At 69.3% G+C, this 23,706-nt stretch carries 20 protein-coding genes and 1 tRNA gene; 9 read left to right on the top strand and 12 right to left on the bottom strand.

What is annotated here, in order from left to right; translation table 11 throughout:
* Window positions 1-4 precede the first annotated feature (4 nt).
* On the bottom strand, window positions 5-3,946 hold the full coding sequence (locus ACFVDI_RS11840; RefSeq protein ID WP_378904723.1) for a condensation domain-containing protein: 3,942 nt from the start codon (window positions 3,944-3,946) through the stop codon (window positions 5-7).
* A gap of 108 nt (window positions 3,947-4,054) precedes the next feature.
* Here ACFVDI_RS11840 and ACFVDI_RS11845 point away from each other — a divergent pair, with 108 nt between their 5' ends.
* Both ACFVDI_RS11845 and ACFVDI_RS11850 read left to right on the top strand, forming a co-directional pair.
* Window positions 4,055-5,269, top strand: coding sequence for an NAD(P)/FAD-dependent oxidoreductase (locus ACFVDI_RS11845; RefSeq protein WP_378904726.1), 1,215 nt, complete (start codon window positions 4,055-4,057; stop codon window positions 5,267-5,269).
* Between the two features lie 29 nt (window positions 5,270-5,298).
* Entirely contained in the window at window positions 5,299-5,967 is a 669-nt protein-coding gene (locus ACFVDI_RS11850; protein WP_378904729.1) for a hypothetical protein, read from the top strand.
* 439 nt (window positions 5,968-6,406) lie between these two features.
* Here ACFVDI_RS11850 and ACFVDI_RS11855 read toward each other — a convergent pair.
* A tRNA-Val gene (locus ACFVDI_RS11855) sits at window positions 6,407-6,478 on the bottom strand.
* A gap of 112 nt (window positions 6,479-6,590) precedes the next feature.
* Between ACFVDI_RS11855 and ACFVDI_RS11860 the strand changes: the two genes are divergently transcribed.
* The gene (locus ACFVDI_RS11860) at window positions 6,591-7,394 is read left to right on the top strand and encodes an alpha/beta fold hydrolase (protein WP_378904732.1); all 804 of its coding nucleotides are present in this window, start codon (window positions 6,591-6,593) and stop codon (window positions 7,392-7,394) included.
* On the opposite strand, the gene ACFVDI_RS11865 is transcribed toward ACFVDI_RS11860, so the two are convergent.
* Window positions 7,391-7,744 (bottom strand): nuclear transport factor 2 family protein, encoded by a 354-nt coding sequence (locus ACFVDI_RS11865; protein WP_378904735.1) that lies wholly within the window; start codon window positions 7,742-7,744, stop codon window positions 7,391-7,393. The genes ACFVDI_RS11860 and ACFVDI_RS11865 overlap by 4 nt on opposite strands.
* 98 nt (window positions 7,745-7,842) lie before the next feature.
* Here ACFVDI_RS11865 and ACFVDI_RS11870 point away from each other — a divergent pair, with 98 nt between their 5' ends.
* Window positions 7,843-8,712: a LysR family transcriptional regulator gene (locus ACFVDI_RS11870; protein ID WP_378904738.1), complete on the top strand. Its 870-nt coding sequence runs from the start codon at window positions 7,843-7,845 to the stop codon at window positions 8,710-8,712.
* On the opposite strand, the gene ACFVDI_RS11875 is transcribed toward ACFVDI_RS11870, so the two are convergent.
* The gene (locus ACFVDI_RS11875; protein ID WP_378904741.1) at window positions 8,694-9,347 is read right to left on the bottom strand and encodes a DUF3159 domain-containing protein; all 654 of its coding nucleotides are present in this window, start codon (window positions 9,345-9,347) and stop codon (window positions 8,694-8,696) included. The two genes, ACFVDI_RS11870 and ACFVDI_RS11875, sit on opposite strands and share 19 nt — an antisense overlap.
* Window positions 9,348-9,549: 202 nt before the next feature.
* Here ACFVDI_RS11875 and ACFVDI_RS11880 point away from each other — a divergent pair, with 202 nt between their 5' ends.
* Together ACFVDI_RS11880 and ACFVDI_RS11885 are read left to right on the top strand one after the other, a co-directional pair.
* Window positions 9,550-11,301, top strand: coding sequence for a PHP domain-containing protein (locus tag ACFVDI_RS11880; RefSeq protein WP_378904743.1), 1,752 nt, complete (start codon window positions 9,550-9,552; stop codon window positions 11,299-11,301).
* Window positions 11,298-11,840 (top strand): hypothetical protein, encoded by a 543-nt coding sequence (locus ACFVDI_RS11885; RefSeq protein ID WP_378904746.1) that lies wholly within the window; start codon window positions 11,298-11,300, stop codon window positions 11,838-11,840. Before ACFVDI_RS11880 ends, ACFVDI_RS11885 begins: the two co-directional genes overlap by 4 nt.
* Window positions 11,841-11,856: 16 nt before the next feature.
* Here the strand turns inward: ACFVDI_RS11885 and ACFVDI_RS11890 are convergent, their stop codons facing one another.
* Window positions 11,857-12,486: a trimeric intracellular cation channel family protein gene (locus ACFVDI_RS11890; protein ID WP_378904749.1), complete on the bottom strand. Its 630-nt coding sequence runs from the start codon at window positions 12,484-12,486 to the stop codon at window positions 11,857-11,859.
* A 124-nt stretch (window positions 12,487-12,610) separates the two neighbouring features.
* Between ACFVDI_RS11890 and sepH the strand changes: the two genes are divergently transcribed.
* Together sepH and ACFVDI_RS11900 are read left to right on the top strand one after the other, a co-directional pair.
* Window positions 12,611-13,648: a septation protein SepH gene (gene sepH / locus ACFVDI_RS11895; protein WP_378904752.1), complete on the top strand. Its 1,038-nt coding sequence runs from the start codon at window positions 12,611-12,613 to the stop codon at window positions 13,646-13,648.
* A 157-nt stretch (window positions 13,649-13,805) separates the two neighbouring features.
* On the top strand, window positions 13,806-15,488 hold the full coding sequence (locus ACFVDI_RS11900; protein ID WP_378904755.1) for an alkaline phosphatase D family protein: 1,683 nt from the start codon (window positions 13,806-13,808) through the stop codon (window positions 15,486-15,488).
* A gap of 130 nt (window positions 15,489-15,618) precedes the next feature.
* Here the strand turns inward: ACFVDI_RS11900 and ACFVDI_RS11905 are convergent, their stop codons facing one another.
* From ACFVDI_RS11905 to ACFVDI_RS11930, 6 genes are all read right to left on the bottom strand, one after another.
* Window positions 15,619-16,275, bottom strand: a complete 657-nt coding sequence (locus ACFVDI_RS11905) for a thymidine kinase (RefSeq protein WP_378904758.1) — start codon at window positions 16,273-16,275, stop codon at window positions 15,619-15,621.
* A gap of 10 nt (window positions 16,276-16,285) precedes the next feature.
* Window positions 16,286-16,903, bottom strand: a complete 618-nt coding sequence (locus tag ACFVDI_RS11910; protein WP_378904761.1) for a CGNR zinc finger domain-containing protein — start codon at window positions 16,901-16,903, stop codon at window positions 16,286-16,288.
* Window positions 16,904-16,937: 34 nt separating this feature from the next.
* The gene (locus ACFVDI_RS11915; RefSeq protein ID WP_378904764.1) at window positions 16,938-17,564 is read right to left on the bottom strand and encodes a pyridoxamine 5'-phosphate oxidase family protein; all 627 of its coding nucleotides are present in this window, start codon (window positions 17,562-17,564) and stop codon (window positions 16,938-16,940) included.
* Window positions 17,565-17,678: 114 nt separating this feature from the next.
* A complete protein-coding gene (locus ACFVDI_RS11920; protein WP_378904767.1) occupies window positions 17,679-18,803 on the bottom strand; it encodes an alkaline phosphatase family protein in 1,125 nt (374 codons plus the stop codon).
* 7 nt (window positions 18,804-18,810) lie between these two features.
* Window positions 18,811-19,395, bottom strand: a complete 585-nt coding sequence (locus ACFVDI_RS11925; protein ID WP_328531409.1) for a DUF5998 family protein — start codon at window positions 19,393-19,395, stop codon at window positions 18,811-18,813.
* Window positions 19,396-19,429: 34 nt separating this feature from the next.
* The gene (locus ACFVDI_RS11930; protein ID WP_378904771.1) at window positions 19,430-20,581 is read right to left on the bottom strand and encodes an MFS transporter; all 1,152 of its coding nucleotides are present in this window, start codon (window positions 20,579-20,581) and stop codon (window positions 19,430-19,432) included.
* A 62-nt stretch (window positions 20,582-20,643) separates the two neighbouring features.
* On the opposite strand from ACFVDI_RS11930, the gene ACFVDI_RS11935 reads away from it, so the two are divergent.
* The gene (locus tag ACFVDI_RS11935; protein ID WP_378904774.1) at window positions 20,644-20,991 is read left to right on the top strand and encodes a MerR family transcriptional regulator; all 348 of its coding nucleotides are present in this window, start codon (window positions 20,644-20,646) and stop codon (window positions 20,989-20,991) included.
* On the opposite strand, the gene ACFVDI_RS11940 is transcribed toward ACFVDI_RS11935, so the two are convergent.
* Window positions 20,988-23,690, bottom strand: a complete 2,703-nt coding sequence (locus ACFVDI_RS11940; RefSeq protein ID WP_378904777.1) for a GNAT family N-acetyltransferase — start codon at window positions 23,688-23,690, stop codon at window positions 20,988-20,990. The genes ACFVDI_RS11935 and ACFVDI_RS11940 overlap by 4 nt on opposite strands.
* Window positions 23,691-23,706: the final 16 nt, after the last annotated feature.

Here is a 23,706-nt window from a genome sequence, read left to right on the forward strand (position 1 = left end):
TCTCCTAAGTCGTTGAAGTCGCTGACGGCCTCAGCCCTAATCTCGTTCGGATGTGAGTGGCCAAACCGGCCGGGTCCGTGGTGCAGAAGTAGTGATCACCTGTGGGCAGCACGGACAAGCTCACCGGGCTGCCCAGCCGTCCCCACTCGACGTACCTGTCCTGGAAACCATTGGTTGCTGGGTCTGCCCCGCCCACGACACAGTGGACCGGTACGTCCAGCGGTGCGGGAGGTTGGTCGAGGTCGGTGAGGTACATCCGGACCATCTCCTGAAGGTCGTGGCGCACAACCTTCAGGATGCGGGTGATGTCCGAGTCGTCCAGGACCCCGTCGAACCCGCCGAGACCGCGCATGTGTCCCAGCAGCAGCGCGTCGTCGCCGTCCCTGACCAGCGCCATCGATGCGTGTGGGTCGCGATCCGGCAGCGCCGCTCCCATGAACACCGCGTCCAGGCGGATCCCCTCCCGCCGCATCGCCCGGGCGAGCCGGTCTGCGGTCGCGCAGCCGGCGCACTGTGCGTACACAGCCGTAGGCATCTCCGGCAGTTGCCTGAGCTCCTCGACCACCTCGTCGGCCACCTGGCTGATGGGCTTCATGGCTGACCCGTCTGCCAGATCGTGGCCCGGCAGGTTCACAGACAAGACCTCCACGGCGTCACCGAGCTGGTCGGCCAACGGCTGATAGGCGATCGCGTTCCCACCGCCGTAGGGAACACACACCAAGCGAACCTTCGCTGTCGTGTCGCCACCGGACAGACGTACCAATCGGTTGAGGTGGTTGGTGGAGCCGTCGGAGTCAAGGTAGTTCGCCAACTCTCGCACCGTGGGGTATCGGAACAGTGCGACGGTGGGCAGGTCCGGGTCGATGAGGCGGGCCGCCTTCACCGCCTTGAAGGAGTCGCCCCCCAGAAGGAAGAAGTCGTCCACGGCGCTCTCCACCGGTGTGGACAACACGGCTGTCCACACCTTCGCGACGTGAGCCTCACGTTCGGTTCCCAGAGGCACCTGCTGCGCCGAGGCGGTGAGTTTGTCGGCCTTGTCGAACAGAACGCGTACCTGACCGCGGTCCAGCTTCCCGCTCGCGTTGAGAGGCATCGCCGTGACCCACCGAAACTCCGACGGAATCATGTATGAGGGCAGCTCGGCGACCAGCTTCTGCCTGACCGACCGCATGTCTGGTCGCTGCTCGGACTCGAGGACTGCCACCAGCCGCTCGTCCGGGTCTGCCACGGAAAACACGACCGCAGAGGTGACCTGCCCGGACTTGATGACGGCGGCTTCGACGTCGCCCGGTTCGATCCGGAGCCCAGCCAGCTTGATCAGGAAGTCGCGGCGCCCCAGCAGTTCCAACGTCAGCTCGTTGTTCCATCGAGCGATGTCGCCGGTGTCGTACCAAACCTCTCCGTCCTCGCGCGCCTGGAACTTCTCCTGCGTCAGGCCCTCGGCGCCCAAGTACCCGGAGGCCAACCCCACGCCACCCAGCAAGAGCCGCCCGGGGACACCGATGGGACACAGTCGGCCCTGCTCGTCGACGACGATGCCCTTCTGATTGGCCATGGGGCGCCCGTAAGGGACCGCGTTCCACGTCGGGTCGACCTCGGTGACGCGGGTGTAGGTCGAATGGATCGAGGCCTCTGTGGCACCCCCGAGGACATCGAACGTGGCATCACCGAAGAACGCCCACCACCGTGCCGGCATCGACAGGGGCGCCCAGTCGCCGCCCAGAACGGCTGCGCGAAGCGGAGGAGGTTCCTGGCTCGCGTCTTGCTCGAGCTCGTCGAGGAAGGCCCCCAGCAGCGCGGGTGCCGAGTTCCAGACCGTGGCCTGTTCGTCGGCCGCCCGCTCGAGCCAGTGGGACGGGTCACGCCGGAACTCGGGATCCAGGATCACCGATGCCCCGCCGGCGCTGAGGATGCCGAAGCCCTCGAAGATCGACATGTCGAAACCGGTGGAAGAGATCGCCAGGCACCGATCCTCTCTGGTGAGGTCGAGTCGCGCGGCAAGATCGTTGAGGTTGTTCACGATGCCGCGATGGCGAATCTGCACTCCCTTGGGCACCCCGGTCGAACCGGAGGTGAAGATGATGTACGCGTGGGCATCAGGTTCGACGGCGCAAGGTTCGAAGCCCGCTCCACCGCCCTGGGATACCCACGACTCAACGACCTCCGCGCTGGTGAACTCTGCAACGGGCTGGGCAGCCTCCCGGATCTGGTCGAGGCGCTCGGCGGCCATGTCGTACGCCACCGGCACGAAGGCTGCTCCTGTCATCGAGGTGGCCAAGCAGGCCACGAGATACTCCCGGCCGGGAGGAAGCGCAACCAGGACCGTCCTCGTGGGGCCCGCCCCTTCCTTGACCAGCCGAGCAGCGACCGCGGTCGCATCCGTGACGAGCTCCTTGTAGGTGACGACGACACCGCCGGGCAGCAGAAGGGCCGCGGCGTCGGGGCGGGTCTCAGCCTGCGCCAGCACCAGGTCGTGCAGGGTCTCGGCGCCAGAGAACTGTTCGTCGGTTGCGTTGATGGCGGCCAACGTCTGTGCTTCGGCGGGGCTCATGGTGGGTAGCTCGCCGACCGCCTGCGACGGGTCCTCGCAGGCGACTTTCAGGCAGTGGTCGATCGCGGACAGCAGGGCCTCGACCCGGCTGGAGGTGAACAAGTCGGTGTCGTACTGGACGTGTATCCGGGTGTCGCTGGCCTGGTTCCGGACACTGATCAACAGCTCGTACTTCGCAGCATGGGAGTTCACGTCGTCGTCCAACGTGGTCGTACACCCCTCGAATGCGAAGGCGCTCCCGGGAGTGTTGTCCTGCTGGAACAACACCGCTGTCAGCGCCTTCCCGGTTCCGTCACCGCTGAGACCCAGGCGCGTCACGACCTCGTCGAACGGCGCGTTCGCTCGCTCCTGGGCCTGGCTGACGGTGTCCTTCACCTGCTCCACCAGCTCAGCGAAACTCATCTGTGCCGGCACCTCGGCGTCCAGGACCAACGTCTTGACGAAGAATCCGATGAGCCCGGCCAGTTCTTCGGAATCGCGGCCCGCGGCACTTGTGCCGAACACGAACTCGTCCTCGCCGCCATGCACCCGAGCCAGCACCAGGAACGCTGCCAAGGTGACGATGAATGGCGAAGCGCTCAACGCGCGAGCGCAGTCCTGGATCGCTCGGGTCCGTGCACTCCCCAACCAGAGAGCTCGCTCGTCACCGCCGAACGAACTCTGCGCTGGCCGCTGCTTGTCCGGCACGAAACGCAACGCCGCTTTCCCCTGGGCGCGCGACACGAAGTGCGCGACTCCGTCACTGTCGCCGCTGCCCGCCTCGACGTTGCCCAACTTCAAGTAGTCGACCGCGATGGGCCGAAGTCGCGGCTCGTCACCGCGAAGAAGAGCGGCGTAGGTCGTGGCCAACTCGCTGGCGAAGATGCCCATGGACCACTGGTCACACGCGATGTGATGGATCGTCAGCAACAGTTTGTGTCGCATGGGACCGAGCGAGATCAACGTCGCCCGGAACGGAAGATCCTCGGTGAGGTCGAAGCTGGTCGCGATCTCGGCAGCGATGATGCTCTCGGCCTGCACCTCACGCAGTTCAGCTTTGGACTCTGCCAACGACCTGACCGTGAGCACAGAGGCCGGCGCTGGCTGCAATACCTGAGTCAGGTCGCCATCAGCGTCGGTGAAGGTCGTGCGGAGTGCGACGTGCCGTTCCACCATCGCCGCCAGCGCTCGGTCGAGCACCCCCACGTCCAGCGGCCCCTCTACGTCGTGGAGCACGGGGACCGTGAACGCAACGTTCCCGCTGAGCTCGTTGGCCACCCACAGTCCTTGCTGCGCAACAGTGGCCGGAGCGCGCGTTCCAGGGGCGCCTGGTCGAATGTGTGTATCAGAGTGCTGTGCCTGCGATCGGGCTCGCCGGGCACGCTCTTCCAATCGCTTTCGTAGGCTCTCTGCCATGACTCCTCCTCGACAACGCACCGACGGTCACACGGTCGAGTAAGGAATGGGCAAGGCTGAGCGTGAACGGCTTACCGTCGCCTAACCTGCTCCATCGACGCTTCCCGGGTGGCCGGTAGTAGATACTCAGATCAGGTCGATGTAGCAATCGTCGGTGCACGCTGTGCCGGCGCCAGCCTCGCCATACATCTGGCCCGCGCAGGCCTGTCAGTGGTGGTCATCGACCGCGCCAAGCGCGGAAGCGACAAGCTCTCAACCTTGTACATCCACCAGCCGGGAGTACAGCAGCTCCGAAACCTCGGTGTGCCGATGGGCGACACGTTGGCGGGAGCGCCGGCTATGGACACGCTCACGTTCCGCACCGAGGGCGTGGAACTGCAGGGCCGGGGGCCGGTGTGCGGTGACGGCAACGTCGCCTATGCCCCCCGACGCTCGGACCTGGATGAGTTGCTGTGCTCGCAAGCAGAGGCCGCTGGCGCGACCGTTGTCCATGAAGCCCGCGCGACCGGCCTGCTCGCTGACGAGGATCGAATCACGGGGATCTGCTTCCGCACCTCCGAAGGCGATCACCTGTTGGGGGCTCATCTGGTGGTGGGGGCAGACGGGCTGCGTTCAACGGTCGCCGAGAAGGTGCAAGCCCGCACCTACCTGGAACGGCCCAAGGCCTCGATCTGCTATTACGGGTTCTTCGAAGGGTTGGACGACCCGTTCTCCCAGTTCCAAGGCGGGCGGCGCTGGGTCGGAGTGATCCCCACCGCCGGCGCGCACCTGGTCGCCGCGTATCTGCCCCAAGGCGAGTTCACCACCGCGAAGGCCAATCCCCAGGCCGCCTTCCGCCAGACCCTCGCCGAGGTGGACGCCCGTCTGTACGCGAAAGTCATGGACGCGAAACAGGCCGAGCGACTCATCGGGATGGGTGACCAGCGCAACTATTACCGCGCCGCATCAGGCCCGGGGTGGGCACTGATCGGGGATGCCGGACACCACAAGGATTCCTTGACCGCTCAAGGAATCACCGACGCCCTGGTGCAGTCGGCCATGCTCGCGGGCGACCTGGCCCAGGTCCCCATCGACGACCCTGACCGAGTCGACCAGGCCACCAGAGATTTCGAACGCAAGCGCGATGAAGAGTCCCTGGCTCGCTACTACTCCACCTTGGCCATCGCCCGATTGCAGCTGGATCCGGCTCGTAGAGCAATGCTCGAGGCGATCGCTCCGAGCCCACAACTGTGTGACCTCTACGCCTCAGCCGTGGCCGGGGTCACGACACCGGCCGAGTTCCACGCGCGCCTTGCCGAACATGGCGTCGATGCAGACCGATGAAGCAAGCACCCACCATGGGAGAAGATCAGATGACCGACCAGTTGGACAACGACCACTCGCTCAGCGGCGATGCCAGCATGTACACCAAGCCCGTGCTCAAGATCTACGATCCGATCGCGCTCGGGATGGTGTGCCCCATCGCCTGGCGCTGCTCACGAGGAACGATGCTGCAGTTCTTCAACGACAATGTGCGGGGCAAGCACCTCGACATCGGGCCCGGGACTGGCTTCTTCCTCGACAAGGCGACCTACCCGGTCGAGCACCCAGACATCGTCGTCGCAGACCTGAACGAACTCGTCCTGCGCACCACCGAGAAGCGGATCATCCGGTACCGGCCCCGCACCATGGTGCAGGACGCGCTCATGCCGCTTCAGACCGATGAAGTGTTCGAGTCCATCGCCATCCAGAACGTGTTGCATTGTCTACCCGGCACGATGAAGGACAAGGCAGTGGTGTTCGACAACCTGATCCCGAATCTGGGCACGGGCGGGGTGCTGTTCGGGTGCACCGTTCTTGGGAAGAACCACGGCCTCGGGCGCGCAGGGTCGTGGATGATGGAGAAGTACAACGACGCGGGATCGTTCCACAACCGTCAGGACGACGTGCAGAGCCTCGAATCGATCCTGGCCGATCGTTTCGAGAGGTATTCCGTGAGGACCCGGGGTGCCGTTGCCTTCTTCGAGGGCCATCGTGGCTGAGGCGCTGGAGGCCACCCAGGGCCCCACCCTGCTCGTCGCACACTCTTATGCCGGTGTTCCCGCGGCGCTGGCCGTGGCGCGGCTGCCGCAGAAGTTACTCGAGACGGTCTCCACGATCCTCCTGGGCGCAACCTGCCGGTCGCAGGTCGGTCCATCTTCGACGACTTCGGCCGCGGCGCGGCGTACCTGAGGAAGTCGTCGCTCAAGCTCGACGGAGTGGCGATCCCCGTGCCCACCAGGACGCAGCTGGATGGGTGGGTGATCACGGTCTGAACGGAGACTTGCTCGCCCAATTCACGGCGGTGACGAGCCAGCAACGCCGCTTGTGAGGTGCCCGGCGGGGTCAATCGGCTGACGTCACCTCCGGTCGAAGCGGGCAGAACGCCAAAAGGAACCGGCCGTTGCCCAGAATTCCCTGGTCAACGGCCGGTTTCTCTTGTGCGTGATACTGGGTTCGAACCAGTGACCCCTTCGGTGTGAACGAAGTGCGCTACCACTGCGCCAATCACGCGTTGCGGGTGAAACATTAGCGCATACGCTCGCCGGACCCACATTCGGGGACACGCCGGACGTAGGCTCCGAGCCATCAGCCCGACACCCGGAGGCGACCGGAAGGAGCGAGGATGCTCGCGTACGAACGGACCGGCAGCGGGGAGCCGCTGCTCCTGCTCCACGGCATCGCGCACCGCAGGCAGGCGTGGGCGGGGGTGGTGGAGCGGCTGGCCGACGAGTTCGAGGTGATCACCGTCGATCTGCCGGGACACGGCGAGTCGCCGGCGTTCGATCTGGCGGGACGTACGGTGCGGGCAGCGGTGACGGACGAGCTCAACGCACTCCGGGTCCATCTCGGGATCGAGCGGCCGCACGTCGTCGGCAACAGCCTCGGCGGACTGCTCGCGCTGGAGATGGGCGATGCGGGGCACGCGCGTACGGTGACGGCGCTCTCCCCCGCCGGGTTCTGGATGAACCGCGTCGACTACCTCTACGTGCGCGGCCTGTTCGCGGGCATCCAGGCGATCGCGCGGCCACTGGCGCCGGTGGCGGGGACGGTGCTGCAGTCGCGGGTGGCACGTACGGTCACGATGAGCTGCTTCTTCGCCCACCCGGAGCGGATCGACGCGGCGGTCGCGGCCGCCGACACGGCCAACATGGTCGCCTCGCGGGAGGGGATCAGGACGTTCTTCAGCAGCGCCTACCGCTACCCGGGCGCGACACAGACCGACGTGCCGACCACGATCGCCTGGGCATCCCGCGACCTCACCCTGCTCCCCTACCAGGCGAAGGTGGCCGCACAACGTCTCCCGCATGCGACCCACCGCCGGCTGGCCGGCTGTGGCCACGTACCGATGAACGATGACCCCGACCTGGTGGCCGAGGTCATCCGCGAGACCGCTCGTACGCAGCCACGGGGGCAGCAGGTCGCCTAGCCGCGAGCGGCGAGGATCCCACGCGGGTCGAAGGCGACCCGGATCTCGGTGATCAGTCCGTCCTCGACGCGCATCCAGTTGGCCGTCGGGGCGGGCTCGGCGATGGCGGTGTGCAGGTCGAACCAGGTGATCACGCTCGGCCCGTCGGCGAGCCGCTCCTTCACCTCGATCTTGTCGAGCACCTGCGCCATCCCCTCGAGACCCGCGACGCAGCCGTCGGCTCCCTCGATCGTGGCGAGCGGGCCGGCGAAGCTCACGTCGTCGGCCAGCAGCGCGCGCAGGCGGGTGAAGTCGCGCTCCTGCCAGGAGGTGAAGTACGCCTCGGCGAGGTCGGCAGCGGATGTGGTCATCGAGTCTCCTCAGGTCATCGGGCTTTCAGCACCCAGCCTGACCCGGAGCCGACGAGCACTCAAACAGATAGTTCTGCTGGTTGCTAGCATCAACGGTTATGGAGATCGGACAGCTCCGCTACTTCGTCGCCGTCGTCGACCACGGCTCGTTCACGGCCGCCGCGCAGCGGCTCCACGTCAGCCAGTCGGGCATCAGCGCGCAGCTCGCCAAGCTCGAGCGCGAGCTCGGCCACGAGCTGCTCGTCCGAGGTCCCCGCAGCGTACGGCTCACCCACGCCGGCGAGACGCTCCTCCCCCGCGCCCGCGAGGCGATCCGGGCGATCGAGGGCGTGCGGCAGAGCGCCGACGAGCTCAGCGACCTGATCCGAGGTCACGTACGCCTGGGGATGATCGCGGGCTGCACGATCCCCGGCTTCCTCGACGCCGTGGCCACCTTCCACCGTGAGCATCCCGGCGTCGGCGTCGAGCTCGTCGAGGACACCTCCGACCGCCTCCAGCGACGTACGCTGGCCGGCGAGCTCGACCTGAGCCTGATCTCCCACGCGGGACCAGTCATCGACGGCCTGGCCACGGAGTCGGTCAGCGACGAGCGGCTCGCGGTGATCACGCCGGCCGGCCATCGCCTCGCCGGCGCCCGGCCTCGGCTCGCCGATCTCCACGAGGAGACGGTGCTGTGCATCCCACCGGGGACCGGCGTCCGGACGGCTCTGGAGCAGTCATGCGCCCGGGCCGGTGTCGAGCCGAAGATCGACCTGTCCGGGTCCAACCCGGAGACGTTGCTCGGGCTCACCGCCCGCGGGCTGGGGGTCTGTGTGCTGGCCGAGTCGATGGCTGCCGGGACCGATCTGGTCGCGACGCCGATCGTGGACGCGGAGGTGCGCGCCGGACTGGCGCTGGTGATCCGGAAGGACGATCAGCAGCGGGCGACCCGCAGGCTCTTCGACCTGCTTCAGGCCGCGCTGACCTGAGGATGACGCAGCCCGGGGTGCTCGTCGGGCAGCGAGCGACGCAGCACGAACCAGCTCACCACCAGGCACAACGCGACCAGCGGCCAGCTGAGCGCGACCCTTGCGATCGCCAGGGCGAGCACATCTCCGGACCACCACAGCGGTCCGAAGATCGCGACCCGGATGACGTACTGACAGACCCAGACCCAGCTCGCCAGCGCATAGCCGCGCAGCAGGACCGGGTCGCGGCGCCAGGCCCCACGCTGGCGCAGGATCAGGCCGACGACCACGCCGAGCAGGGGCCAGCGGAACGCGATGCTGACCACCCACACCAGGGCGCTGGCCGCGTTGGCCGCGAGCTGGACCACGAAGAAGTCCTCCGCCCGCCCCGTACGCAGCGCGATCATCGCCGCGACCGCGACCCCGGCCACGCCCAGCAGCACGGCGCGCGGCTTGCGGCCCCGGCGCCACTGCCAGACCGCCACGATCGCGGCCAGCCCGAGGGCCACCACGGTCGCAACCCACAGCTCACCGCTCAGCAGCCAGCCGGCCACGAACGCCACCGGCGGGACGGTCGCGTCGATCGCTCCACGCGCGCCTCCGAGGAGGTCGGCGAGGGTCTCGGCGTCATCGTCGCGGCGGTCGGTCGTCGTCACGCGAGTAAGGGTAGCCTTACCAGCAAGTGGCGCTGACGTCTCGGCCGACGTAGGTGACGCCGCGGACTGCGGGGGTGACTCCTCGGCAAACCTTTACCTGGAGGGCGACCGGGCGACGTACCCCGGCCATCCGGCGCCGATTGGCTCTGAGCGCCGCTGCTCGGGCACGCGGAGACGGCTCACCCCCAGCGGAGGTTTCAACGTGTCACACGAGCACCACCCCCACTCGCACGGGCCCGACGGTCACCACCACGACCACGAGCACGGCCACTCGCACTCCCACTCTCACGAGGTCGACGAGATCACCCTCGCCGCCTCCTCGGACGCGTCCGACAGCGACCTGCGTCCTGCCGAGGTCTCCCGGCGCAACCTGCTCCGCGCCGCCGGTATCGCCGGGGCGGTGACCGCCGGGATGGCCGGCATGACCGGCGTGACGCCGGCGATGGCCGAGACGGCCACCGCCACCGCGCGGACCGGCAACCGGGCCACGATTCGGCACTGGCTCGCCGGCGACCACCACATCCACACCCAGTACAGCTCGGACGGCATGTACCGGGTCATCGACCAGGCGCAGCACGGCGCGGCGTACGGCCTGGACTGGCTGGTCATCACCGACCACGGCGGCGCGACCCACGCCAAGCTCGGCGTCGACCTGGTCAACCCCGACATCGTCGCAGCGCGCAAGATCCTCCCCGAGACCCTGATCTTCCAGGGTCTGGAGTGGAACATCCCGGCCGCCGAGCACGGCACCGTCTTCGTCGCCCCGGGGCGCAACGAGGTCGCGGTGCTCAAGCAGTTCGAGAACGACTACGACGGCAGCGTCAAGAACGCTCGCGCCAACACCCCGGAGAACGAGGCGCTCGCCGTCGCCGGGATCCAGTGGCTCGGTACCCAGATGGCCAAGCGCCGGATCGAGGATGCGCTGTTCCTCGCCAACCATCCCGCCCGCAACGGAATCGACAGCCCGCACGAGGTGCGGGCCTGGCGCGACGCCGATCCCCGGATCGCGATCGGTTGGGAGGGCGCACCCGGGCACCAGGCCGGCGGGCTGCCGACCGGCTACGGTCCGGGCAGCGCGCGCGGCGGCTACGGCAACGCCGCGGGCGTCGACTCCTTCCCGGGCTACCCGCCGGAGAGCTACCGTTCCTGGGGCGGCTTCGACTTCTACACCTCGACCGTAGGCGGCCTGTGGGACTCCCTGCTCGCCGAAGGGAAGCCCTGGTCGATCACCGCGAACTCCGACTCGCACCGCAACTGGAGCGACACGGCCGTCCGCGGTGGCGGCGACTTCAACGCCAACGGACGCTACGACGACCCGGTCTACGGCGGCGGGATCCAGCTCGACCTGGCCGACTTCTGGCCAGGCTTCTACAGCCGCACCCACGTCGGGGCCGCGTCCCGTGACTACGGGGCGGTGATGCGCGGCATGCGGGACGGGCGGGTCTGGGTCGACCACGGCAGCCTGGTCAAGAGTCTCGACGTACGGCTGGTCGCCACCAGCCGCCGCGGAACGGTCTCCGAGACGCTCGGCGGCACGCTGCAGGCGCCGCGCGGCAGCCGCGTCGAGCTGGTGGTCACGATCACGGCCCAGGACGTCCCGAACTGGTCGCAGTTCATCCCGCAGCTCAACCGCGTGGACGTGATCCGCGGCGTAGTCGACGTCGACCACGCCTCCGGTGACGCCGACACGATGACGGCTCCTGACACCCGGGTCATCAAGCAGACCGACGTCTCCGGCCGCACCGGCACCTACACGCTGCGCTACGGCCTCGGCGAGCTGGAGGAGGCCTTCTACGTGCGCCTGCGCGGCACCGACGCCAACCGGTCCCAGCCCGGCTACCTCGGTGCGAGCATCGACCCGGCCGGTCCCGCGATCGACGTCGTCGGCGACGCCGACCCGTGGGTCGACCTGTGGTTCTACACCAACCCGGTCTGGGTCGTCCCGACTCGATGACCAGCCAGCGCCTGGCCGTCGACGCCGACGCCCGGGACCTCGCCGCCGCCGAGCACCTCGTCCACCGCCTGGACGAGGTGCTCGGCGGGGGCCGGCCCGAGGATGCGTACGTCATCAGCACCCATGTCGTGCGCGAGCCGACCGCTCGCTTCGTCGCCGTCCTGGACTGGCCCGACGGCCCTCCGACCGAGGAGCTGACCGCGCTCCTCGCCGACCGCCTCCCCGAGGCGTACGTCACCCCCGACTCCCCCGCGATCGCCGAGGCGGAGGCCCGCACCGCCGGGCGCCTGGCCCGCTATCCCGGCCGGACGAGCATCGAGACCGTGACGACGGTGACCGCGGTCGAGGCCGGCGGCGTCGTCGACGCCGTCGAGGGGCTGGCCGGGATCGGCCTCGAGCCCGCGGACACCCTCGACCTCACCGGGTTCGCGCGGCCGGTCTGGCGCGAGGGGCGGTGCGTGCTCCTGGTCCAGCGGGCGGCCGCCGGGCTGGTGCCGTTCGAGGCCCGCCACCAGATCCCCTGCTGCTCCGACCACTGAGACCGGCCGGCAAGCCTCAGACCGACGCCGAGCCCCGCGGCAGCGGCGCCTCCCAGTGGCGCCACATCGCCAGCAGCCGCCAGCCCGAGCAGGTGACGAACGCGACCGCCATGGCGAGCGTCGCGGGCACCCCGGCGTACAGCCCGAAGGCCGCGACCGCCGCGCCGGCGAAGGCCGGGATCGCGTAGAAGACGCTGCGGCGCAGGATGATCGGGACCCGGCCGGCGAGGACGTCGCGGATCGCGCCGCCGCCCACGCCGGTGGCCAGGCCCATGATCGCGGCCGCGAGCGGGGAGAGCCCGAAGTCGAGCGCCTTGACCGCGCCGGCGATGACGAACAGCCCCAGCCCGAGGGCGTCGAAGACGTTGACCATGGGCTCCAGACGGCCCAGCGCAGGGTGGAAGAAGAACGTCAGCAGGCCGGCGGTCATCGGCACCACGAGGTAGCGCCAGTCGGAGAGCGCGGCGACCGGCGTCGCGCCGATGGCCATGTCACGAAGGAAGCCGCCGCCGAGACCAGTGACGCAGGCGAGGACGATCACGCCGAAGATGTCGAGCTCCTTCCGGACCGCCATCAGGCCGCCGGAGAGCGCGAAGACGAAGCACCCGACCAGGTCGAGCACGAGAAGGGTCAGCGTCTGTTCCACCGCCAAATGGTCGCCTCGTACGTCCCGAAATCCCCAAATGCCACGGCCTCGCGGCATGGGCACCCCATACGATGACGGTCAGTGGCGTAGGGTCGTCACAACCGTTTCTAGAATTGAGAAGAGGATGTCGGCCGAAGGATTGCCTTTGACTCCGGGCCAGCTCGAAGAGCAGGCACCGGATGAGGTTGGTCCCGTCCTTCTGCGGCTCATCTCGGTCAGTGACGATGGTCTACGCATGCTTCTCGTCGACGACGAGGATCGTGAATACACCGCCGACATCGACGACCGTCTCCGTGCAGCACTCGAGGCTGTGTCGACCCGCCGATCGGAGCAAACCGTGAACAAGACCCCGAGCAGCAGCCTGCGGCCCCGTGACATTCAGACCCGTATCCGTGCGGGCGAGAGTGCCGAGGAGGTCGCCGCTGTCGCCGGCACCACGGTCGAGAAGATCTTGGCCTTCGCCGGTCCCGTCCTCGCCGAGCGCGAGCACATGGCGCAGCGTGCCCAGCAGGCTTCCGTACGCCGTCGGCCCGGTGAGGCCGCCAGCACCGCCCGCACCCTGGGTGAGGCCGTCAGCGCCCACTTCCAGACGATGTACGTCGACCCAGAGTCGGTCAACTGGGACTCCTACCGGCGTCCTGACGGGCGCTGGAAGCTCACCGGTGAATACGAGACCGCCGAGCGCTCCGGCATCGCCGAGCTGACCTACGACGCCCCCGGCAACTACGTCGAGCTCGACAACGACGACGCCCGCTGGCTGACCGGCGAGAAGCTCGAGGCCGCGGCGCCCGAGCCGGAGCCGGTCGTCACCGACGACATGCTCGCCGCCCGCCGGCGCCGCGCGAAGAGCCCGGCCACCCCTCCCCCGGCTCCCAAGCCGGTCCCGGCGGCCAAGGCGGCGAAGCCGGACCCGGTCGATGTGGACACCCCGCTCGAGGCGTTCCTGGGCGACGAGAGCCCGACGGAGAAGCAGGCGCCGGTCCCGGCCGAGCCGGAGCCGGCGGTCGAGCCGGCAGTCGTTGACACCCCGGCCGCCGAGGCCGAGCCCGAGCCCGCCGAGGAGGCCCCGCAGAAGCCCGCCAAGAAGGCGTCCTCGCGCCGCAAGCGCGCCTCGGTGCCGAGCTGGGACGAGATCATGTTCGGCGGCGGCAAGCAGGACTGACAGACTCCTCACACCACGTTCACGGACCGGCCATCGGCCGGTCCGTGATGCGTTGGGGAGCCGACCGACCAGTGTCGGGCTGGGGTCGGGCGGCGTTCATGCGCCACCGATGAAGTGAGTGGAGGCAAGCACCTTCCACCTTTCTCGGAGGCCCCCGATGCTCCTGCCCGAATCGCTGAGCCGACGCTCCCTCCTCTCCGGCACCGCCTCGACCGGTTTCACCGCAACCGCCGCCATGCTGCTCGGCACCGGCTCGATCCCCGCCGACGCCGTCTCCGTCAAGAGCGCCAAGCCGCTCTCCGGTTACCCGTTCACCATGGGCGTCGCCTCCGGCGACCCGCTCCCCAACTCCGTCGTGCTCTGGACCCGCCTCGCCCCCGAGCCGCTCGCCGTCGACGGTCTCGGCGGCATGCCGCAGGAGCCGGTCAAGGTCCGCTGGCAGATCGCCGAGGACCCGCGCTTCCGCAAGATCGTCAAGGCCGGCACCGTCACCGCCACCCCGAACTTCGGGCACTCGGTCCACCCCGAGGTCTGGGGCCTGCGCCCCGGCCGCGACTACTGGTACCGCTTCATGGCGGCCGGCGAGGTCAGCCAGACCGGCCACACCCGGACCGCCCCGGCGTACGGCTCCCCGCTGGCGCGGATGAGCTTCGCCTTCGCCTCCTGCGCGCTCTACAGCCACGGCTTCTACACCGCGTACCGACACCTGGCGGACGAGGACGTCGACGTCGTCTTCCACCTGGGCGACTACCTGTACGAGTCCGGCGTCACCGCCGAGAACAACTGGCGCCGGACCACGGTCGACCCCTCGCTGGCCGGGGAGACCCTCGATCTGGCGCGCTACCGCCAGCAGTACGGCCTCTACAAGTCCGACCCGGACCTGATGGCCGCCCACCAGTCGCACGCGTTCGTGGTCGCTCCCGACGACCACGAGGTCGAGAACAACTGGGCCGACGAGATCCCCGAGGAGCGCAGCCAGTCGCAGGGCGCGCTGTGGATGCCGCGGCGTACGGCTGCCTTCCAGGCCTACTACGAGCACCTGCCGTTCCGGGCCAGCGCGCTGCCGGACGGGCCGGACATGCAGATCTACCGGAACCTGCGCTACGGCGACCTCGTCGACTTCAACGTGCTCGACACCCGGCAGTATCGCGACGACCAGGCCTACGGCGACGGCAGCGACCCCGCGAGCCCAGAGCTGACGCCGGACATCTACGACCCGTCGCGATCGATGATGGGGCTCGAGCAGGAGGCGTGGCTGCAGCGCAACTGGCGCCAGTCGACCGCCCGCTGGCAGGTGCTCGCCAACCAGGCACCGATGGCCGAGACCGACCTCGACGAGTCCGAGGCCAAGACGCTCTACATGGACCCGTGGGACGGCTACGTCGCCAACCGCAACCGGCTCCTCGAGGGCGCCCGTACCAGCGGGATCGAGAACCTCGTCGTCATCACCGGCGACCGGCACCACAACTACGCCAGCAACCTGCTGGCCGACTACGACGACCCCGAGTCGGCCGTCGTCGGCAGCGAGTTCGTCGGCACCTCCGTCGCCAGCGGCGGCGACGGCGCCGACATGACCACCGGCGGTGAGACCCTGCTGCGCGCCAACGACCACCTGAAGTTCTTCAACAGCCAGCGCGGCTACGTCCGCGTCAAGGTCACGCCCGAGGAGCTCTCCAGCGACTTCCGCGTGGTGCCGTACGTCCAGCGCCGCGGCGCCCCGATCTCCACCCGCGCGACCTACGTCGTCGAGAACGGCCGCCCCGGCGTCCAGCTCGACACCCAGAACGCGCCGGTCGGGACGAAGTACGCCGCGGTCGACATGCCCACGCTCAACCGCTGATATCGACTCCGCCGCCCCAGAGCGGCGCGCGCTCGTCGAAAGGAGGTGGAGCGAGGGAGCGCAGCGACTGAGCGGAGCCGACGTCGACGAGCGCTTAAAGCGCCGCGATGCGCGAATTGCGAAGCAATCGCTATCCAAACGGCAGGGGCTCGGGCGCCAGGGAGACGGACTTGGCCCGGGCCGCCGTGAGGCGGCGACGGTGGTGCTGGCGGCAGAGAACCTCGTAGGAGACTGCGCTCGGGGTCGTGCCGGACTCACGGTCGGTGTCGCCGACGACGACCTGGTCGCCCTCGGTGACCATGACGCCGTCCTCGACCCGGGCGTTGTGGGTGGCCCGCTTGCCGCACCAGCACAGCGCCTCGACCTGCAGCACCTCGGTCCGGTCGGCGAGCTCGACGAGACGGGCGGCACCGGGAAAGAGCCGCGTGCGGAAGTCGGTGAGGATGCCGAAGCAGAACACGTCGATCTGCAGCTCGTCGACGATCTTGGCCAGCGCCTCGATCTGCTCGGGCGTGTAGAACTGCGCCTCGTCGCAGATCATGTAGTCGATCCGGGCGCCGTGGGTCAATGAGTCGACCGCGTGGCGCCAGAAGTCGAAGTCGTCGGTGACCTCGATCGCGTCGTGGGTCAGGCCCAGGCGAGAGGTCACCACCGCCTCGCCGGAGCGGTCGTGGGCGGTGAAGATCAGCCCCACCCTGCCGCGGGCCGCGTGGTTGTGGTTGGTCTGCAGCGCGAGGGTCGACTTCCCTGCGTCCATCGTCCCGGTCCAGAAGGTCAGCTCAGCCACTCGCGGAAGCCTAGTGGTCCGCGCCCCGGCTCGTGGCAGGACCCTCGACGCTGGACTTGCTGCGCCGATAGTGGCGCGCGACCCGTGCCCGGTTGCCACAGCCCTCGGAGCACCACTCGCGCCGTGGGTGGTCGCGTACGAAGTAGAGGACGCAGCCGGGGCCGCCGCACGCCTTCAGCTCGTGGGGTGCCTGCTGGGTCAGTGCCTCGGATCCTTCCAACGCGACCAGGCTGAGCTCCCGCTGCAGGCCGGAGCCGTCGGCGAGCCACTCGCGCGCGTAGCCGCCCTTCGGACCGTGGCGCAGGACGGGCCTGCAGTGGGAGACGAACTCGTTGAGCACCGCGAGCGCCGCTTCCGTGCTGAGCCCCTCCGAGACGCTGTGCGGCCGGCTGTCGCCGGTCACCTCGGCGGCCAGCCGGCGCAGGGCATCGCGCAGCGCCCGGGCCCGGCCCAGGTCGTGGTCGTCCAGGTCCTGGTGGCGACCGAGTCCCGCCTCCTCGGCCCAGATCCGCAGGTGCGCCAGGCACTCCAGCGAGTCGTGCACGGCTGATCGGTCGGCCCAGATCGTGTTCATCAGGCGTACGGCCCGGGGCTGGGTCGGGTACAGCACCGGCACCTGGAGCTCCACGGCGATCTCCTCCGTCCTCGATCTAATGGTCAGTCTAGGCCTCAGCCGTGATCCGGCTCCTAGCGACGGCCAGCTCGGCCTCGAGCTCGCTGATCCGCTCGGTCAGCTCGGCGACGGTCTTCCGGGCGACCTGCAGAGGCACCAGCTGCGGGATGTGCTGCTTGCAGTTCCAGTCGTACGCCTCGACGTCGATCAGGATGCCGCGCTCGACCCGCGCCGAGCTCCCGGCCGGAGCCAGCGAGTCGACCAGCTCGGGGTCGTCGTCGAGCTCGACGACCCGCGCGCGGCCGAAGATCTTCATCCTCGCCTGCAGCTGGTAGTCGATCAGGAACAGGGAGACCCGCTCGTCGTGGTCGAGGTTGCCGCGGGTGATGTACTGCCGGTTGCCGCGGAAGTCGGCGAACCCCAGGGTGGTCTCGTCGATGACCTTGAGGAACCCGGGCGGCCCGCCGCGGTGCTGCATGTAGGGCCAGCCGGTCTCGCTGACGGTCGCCAGGAAGAAGCTGTCCCGCGACGAGATGAACGCGGCCTCGCCGCGTCCGATCCGGTCAGGCTCACCGCCCGCCTCGACCATCCGTGCGTACGCAGCGGCGCTCCCGTGGATCTCCTGGTGCTCGGTCACCAGCGGTGTGAACGCGACCTGCCCGTAGTGCCCGGTCATCGCCTGTCCTCGACTCCGTGCTCACCCATGACACACCCCTTCCCGCCGGATAACGGCGAGTCGTCTCTAATGGATACACACGGTATAACCATTAGAGACGAGGGTTTCATTCCCCTAGGAGACGAGCAGCGGGATGAGCATCTCGTCGGGCGTCAGCGAACCGTGCAGCCCGACCAGCGTCGTCTCGTAGTTGAACAGGCTCGTCGAGACCACCGCGTGCTCGCCGTGGGAGGCGACGATGACGTCGCCGAGCCGCGGCAGCACCGACGGGGTGACCGGTCCGAACCAGCCGCGGCCGATCGCGGTCTCCCGGGTCATCACCTCGGCCTTGTCGCCCAGCTTCTCCGACCAGGTCGCGACCACGTCGTCGACCGCGCCGCGCGAGCAGTAGAGGTGGCGGAAGCGCGCCTCGCCACCGACCAGCACGACGCCGTCGCGGAGCTCGGGGAAGTCGTCGATGTCGGTGCGGGAGGCGGCCGGCGAGTCCACCATGCCGTGGTCGGCGAGCACCAGGAGGCGTACGGACGGGTCCAGGGCGTCCCGCAGCTGCTCGGCCTCGGCGTCGATCATCGAGAGCTGCTGCAGCCACGGCGAGGAGGCGACCCCGTACTTGTGGCCAGTCCAGTCCAGGTCGCCGTCGTAGAGGTAGGTCAGCGAGCCCGGAACCCGCGAGAGCGCGACCGCCGAGGCGATCCGCTCCCCCACCCGGTCGGCGCCGACGAACTCCGCGCCCCGATGGGCGGCGATGGTCAGCCCCGAGCCGCCGAAGGCCCGCTTGTTGATGACCGTGACCGGCACCCCGGCCTCGCCGAGCCGCTGGAAGACGGTCTGGTTGGGCTGCCACTCGACCGGGTCGACGTCCTTGCGCCACTGCAGCGCGTTGAGGAGGTGCTCGGTGCCCGGGATGCGCGAGGTGTAGCCGACCAGCCCGTGCCCACCGGGCGTCAACCCGGTCCCGAACGAGGTGAGGCTGGTCGCCGTCGTCGACGGCACCCCGGCCGTACCCGCCGCCTGGTCCTCGCTCAGCGAGGCCAGGAACGGGGCCGCGTGCGCGTAGCGCCGCAGCAGGTTGGTGCCCATCCCGTCGACCAGGAAGACGACGTACGCAGCAGCCGACGGCAGCTCGAGACCGGACCTCGCTTCGGAGGTGCCCAAGGGGACGTCCATGGCGGCGGCGACCGCCGGCAGGACATCACCCAGTGAGCGCTCCCCGTAGGCGGGGGCGAGAAACCCGGTCACCCCGTCGTCACCGGTTGTGGGTGCGAGCCGAGAGCGATTCCGCGAAGGAGAGCAGGCGGGCGACCGAGTCGTGACCGTCGGCGGCAGCCGAGACGCGCAGCGAGAAGTCGTCGGGGGTGAGCACGCCGGTGTAGCCGTGGTCGGCGTCGCAGTTGGGGTCGGAGCAGCCCGCGGGCTCCAGGTCGACGCGGTTGACACCGCCCCACCCGATGGTCATGACGACCTCGGCCGGCTTGCTCGACCCCTTGGTCGGGTTGGTGATCATCCGGGTCACCACCACGGAGTTGACCGAGTCGATGCGCACGGCCTCGGTCGAGGTCGAGGTGTAGGGCTCGGGCAGCAGGTCGTCGCCGGCGTGCTCGTCGGTGTGGGCCAGGATCAGCCGGGACGGGGTCAGCACCAGCACGGAGAGGTGGCGGCGCACCTCGTCGCGGTCGAAGGTCGGCTCGTGGTGCAGAAAAAAGGAGGACACCTTCTCCCCCGCCACGGCGGACGCGACGCAGTCGGCCACCACCTCGGGGTAGTAGCCGGTGCGGTCGATCTCGGCGCGCAGGTCGTCGGCGCGGTCGAGATCATCGGTGCGGGTGCTCATGACGCCCATCCTTCCACGGTCCGCCACAGGCCGCCTAGCCGCGGGACCTCCCGCGCGAGGCGCGGGTGGCCACGATCGTGAGGGCCAGGCCGCACACGGTCAGCACCGCACCGGCGAGGTAGATGGGCCGGGGCCCGGCAGCGGAGTCGGCGATCAGTCCGCCGACGATTCCAGCACCGGCGGCGGCGACCTGGTAGCCGGAGGCGTTGACCGCCATCGCAAGCGTCGGCGCCTCCCCCGCCGTGGCCATCACCCGAGCCTGCATGCCGGGAATGATCGCGAAGCCGAACAGACCGATCACGACGACTGCCGCCCCGGTGAGCGCGGTCGAGCTCGCGACGAGCCAGGTGGCCAGAAGCGTCGCGGCCAGCAGGCCGAGCAGGCCGGGCTGGAAAAGTCTCGGGTTGCGATCGTGGAGCGCCCCGCCGACGAGGTTGCCGATCGTCGCGCCGACGCCATAGGCGAGCAGCAGCAGGGGCAGCCGGCTCGACGGGTGACCGGCCAGATCCGTGAGCAGGGGCGCGAGATAGCTGAACACCGTGAGCACACCGACGTTGCCGACCGCCGTGACGGCCAGCGCGAGCAGCACCGGCGTCCGGCGCAGCACGCTCAGCTCGGAGACCGCGGAGGTCCGGCCCGCCTCGGGCGGCGGGGTCAGCTGCCAGAGCACCAGAGCGAGCCCGATCAGGCAGGCGACGGCGATCGCGGCGAACGTCGCCCGCCATCCGCACTGGCCGCCGATCTGGGTGCCGAGTGGCGCGCCGAGGATCATGGCGAGGTTCATCCCGAACGCCAGCCGGGCCACCGTGCTCCCGGCCCGCTCCGGCGGCGCCGACTGCACCGCGATCACGATGGCCTGGGCGAAGAAGGTCGAGGTCACCAGCGCGGTGACCACCCGGGCCACGAGCAGCAACGAGAAACCTGGGGCGAGAGCGGAGACCGCGTTCCCGAGGACCGCGACTGCCAGCAGCGAGAGCATCAGCGGCTTCCGGTCGACGGCGGCGGTCACGGCCGTGAGCACCGGACCGCCGATGATCATGCCGACGGCGTACGCCGTGACCAGCAGCCCCGCGGATCCCACGGTGACACCGAGGTCGGTGGCCACGTCGGGCAGGATCCCGGCCACCACGAACTCTCCGGTGGTGATGCTGAAGACGCAGAACATCAGGATGGCGAGTCGAAGCATGCCCGGCACGCTAAACTCTCACATCAATGTGAGGGTCAAGTCGAGTCGCGAAGGAGCAGTCCGTGAAGATCGGCGAGCTGGCGGACCGGACCGGAGTCAGCGTGCGGTCGCTGCGCTACTACGAGGAGAAGGGTGTCCTGTCCCCGGACCGCACCTATAGCGGATATCGCATCTTCGCCGACTCCGACATCCACAGGGTGGCGCACATCCAGACGCTGCTCGCGGCAGGTCTCGGCATGGATCTCATCGGCGAGATCCTGGCATGCCTGTCCGGCGAGTCACTCCTGCTGGACGACTGCCGCGAGCGACTGACGGCGGAGCGCCGCCGGATCACCGGCGCCATCGACGAGCTCACCCACACCCGATCGCTGCTGGACGAGCTGCTCGGCCGCGATCGGTCCGGCGGCTAGCCGGGAAGGGTGTCGCCGACCGCCGGGTTGAGGCGGCGTACGAACCAGTCGGAGCGGGGGTCGGCGACCAGGTCGACCCGAGCGGTGGCGGTGAGGACGGCGGAGTACTCGAGACCGACCAGGACCAGGGACAGGTCGAGCGAGGAGATCTGGGGCAGGTCGTTCTGCAGCTGGGCGACCTTGAGGACGAGCCGCTCGATCTCGTCGACGTCGACCATGTCGCCGCCGCGGTAGCCGAAGAGCATCGGCGCGGCCTTGATCTCGCGCACCATCGAGGCCGCGTCGCGCTGGGACAGCGGCGGGATCCGGTAGGCGCGGTCGGCGAGCAGCTCGGTGATCGGTCCGGCGATGCCGAACGAGACGACGGGCCCGAACAGCGGGTCCTCCATCGAGCGGATCGCGACCGGGACACCCGGCGGCGCGGTGCGCTGCACCGCGAACCCGCCGGTCTCCGGCGAGATCCGGCTGGTGATCAGCTCCCAGGCCTCGGTCATCTCCTCGACGTCGTCGATGTTGCGTACGACGTGGGCCTGGTCGGGCCGCTCCCGGACGCTCTCGACGGTCGCCTTGAGCACGACGTCCCAGCCCAGGTCCTCCGCCGCGGAGATCGCCTCCTCGAGGGTGGTGACCCGGTGGGTGTTCCACAGCTTGATGCCGTACGCCGCCAGCACCATGGCCAGGTCCTCGCGGCTCAGGTCGCCACCCGAGGGGCGAGCGGCGAGCACGTCGGTGACGATCTTGCGTGCCGTGCGCGGGTCGCACTCCTCGGCGCTGAGCCAGGGGGTCTCGCCGTCGGCGGTGCGCAGCCACACCGCGTACTCCACGACCTTGGCCAACGCGCGTACGGCCGACTCCACCGAGGAGTAGGACGGCACCGAGCCGCGACCCGCCGTGGACCCGGCGACGTCGGGGACCCGGAGCAGCTCGGGGACACCCTCGGCACCGAGGAAGCTGGTGACCAGCGGCTTGTCGGACTGCTCGCCGACCGCGGCGAGCACGTTGGCGATCTCCTCGCCGGAGACGTTGAGCGGCGGAATGTAGACCGAGATGACCGCGTCGACCTCGGGGTCGTCGATGGCCGCGTCGAGCGCGTCCTCGAAGTCCTCCGCCGACGGCTCGGTGGGCAGCGGGACCTGCTTGTTGACCTGCAGACCCACCGAGACCGCGGCGTCGGCGGCCAGCAGGCCCAGGGCGTCGGAGTTGCCGACGATGGCCACCCGCCGACCGCGCGGGAGCGGCTGGTGGGCCAAGAGCTGGGCGACGTCGAACATCTCGTCGAGGGTGTCGACCTGGATGATCCCGGCCTGGCGGAACATCGCGTCGACCGCCGCCGGCGGGGCGCTGATCTTGCGGACCGCGTGGCCCATCGGCACACCCTGGGTGGTGCGGCCCGAGCGGACCGCGACGATCGGCTTGCGCTGGGAGACGCGGCGGGCGATACGGGAGAACTTCCGCGGGTTACCGATCGACTCGAGGTACATCATCACGACCTCGGTCGAGACGTCCTCCTCCCAGTACTGGAGGAGGTCGTTGCCGGAGACGTCGGCGCGGTTTCCGGCGCTGACGAACGTCGACAGACCGAGGCCGCGGTTGTTGACCTTCTCCAGGATCGCCGAGCCGAGCGCACCCGACTGGCAGAAGAAGCCCGCACGCCCGCGCGGCGGCATGGTCGGCGCGAGGCTGGCGTTGATCTTGACCTGCGGGTCGGTGTTGATGACGCCGAGCGCGTTGGGCCCGATCAGCCGCAGCCCGTAGGACCGGGACAGGTTCACCAGCCGGCGTTGCCGCTGGCGGCCCTCCTCGCCGGTCTCGGCGAAGCCGCTGGAGATGACCACGAGCCCGTGCACGCCCTTGGCGGCGCAGTCGAGCACGACGTCCTGCACGGCGTCGGCGGGCACCGCGACGATCGCCACGTCGACGTCGTCGGGGATGTCCTGGACACTCTTGTAGGCCGGCATCCCGCTGACCGCGCTGGAGCTGGGGTTGACCATGTAGACCCGGCCGGTGAAGTCGCCGATCACCAGGTTGCGCACGAGCGCCTGACCGACGGTCTCCTGTCGCCGGCTGGCGCCGATGACCGCGACCGAGCGCGGGTTGAAGAAGCGGTGGATCGAGGCGGCCTCGGCCTCGTGCTCGCGCAGCGCGAGGCGCCCGACCGCGGTGTCGGTGACGTCGATCCCGAACTGCAGCGAGATGACCCCGTCCTCGTAGACGCTGGCGACCTTGTAGCCGGCGTCGCGGAAGGTCTGGATCATCCGGGCGTTGTCGGGGAGCACGTCGGCGGTGAACTTGGTGACCCCGCGCTCGCGCCCCGCCTGGGCGAGGTGCTCGAGCAGGATCTGGGCGATCCCGCGGCCCTGGTAGTCGTCCTCGACGAGGAACGCGACCTCGGCCTCCCCGGGCTTGACCACGTCGTAGCGGCCGACCGCGATCATCCGGCCGCGCAGGGTCAGGATGAAGGCGACCCGGTCCTTGTGGTCGACCTCGGTGAAGCGCGCGACGTCCCGGGCCGAGAGGTGCGGCATCGGCGAGAAGAAGCGGTAGTACTTCGACTCGTCGCTGACCCGGTGGTCGTAGAAGTCGACCAGCAGGTCCTTGTCCGCCGACCTGATCGGCCGGATGTGTGCCGTCCGCCCGTCGCGCAGCAGCACGTCCGCCTCCCAGTGGGAGGGGTACGGCGGTGTCTGCTGCGCGGTCACGAGAGAAATCTAGCGG

The sequence above is a fragment of the Nocardioides sp. NPDC057767 genome, assembly GCF_042798275.1.
In the GTDB taxonomy this organism is placed as follows: Bacteria; Actinomycetota; Actinomycetes; order Propionibacteriales; family Nocardioidaceae; genus Nocardioides.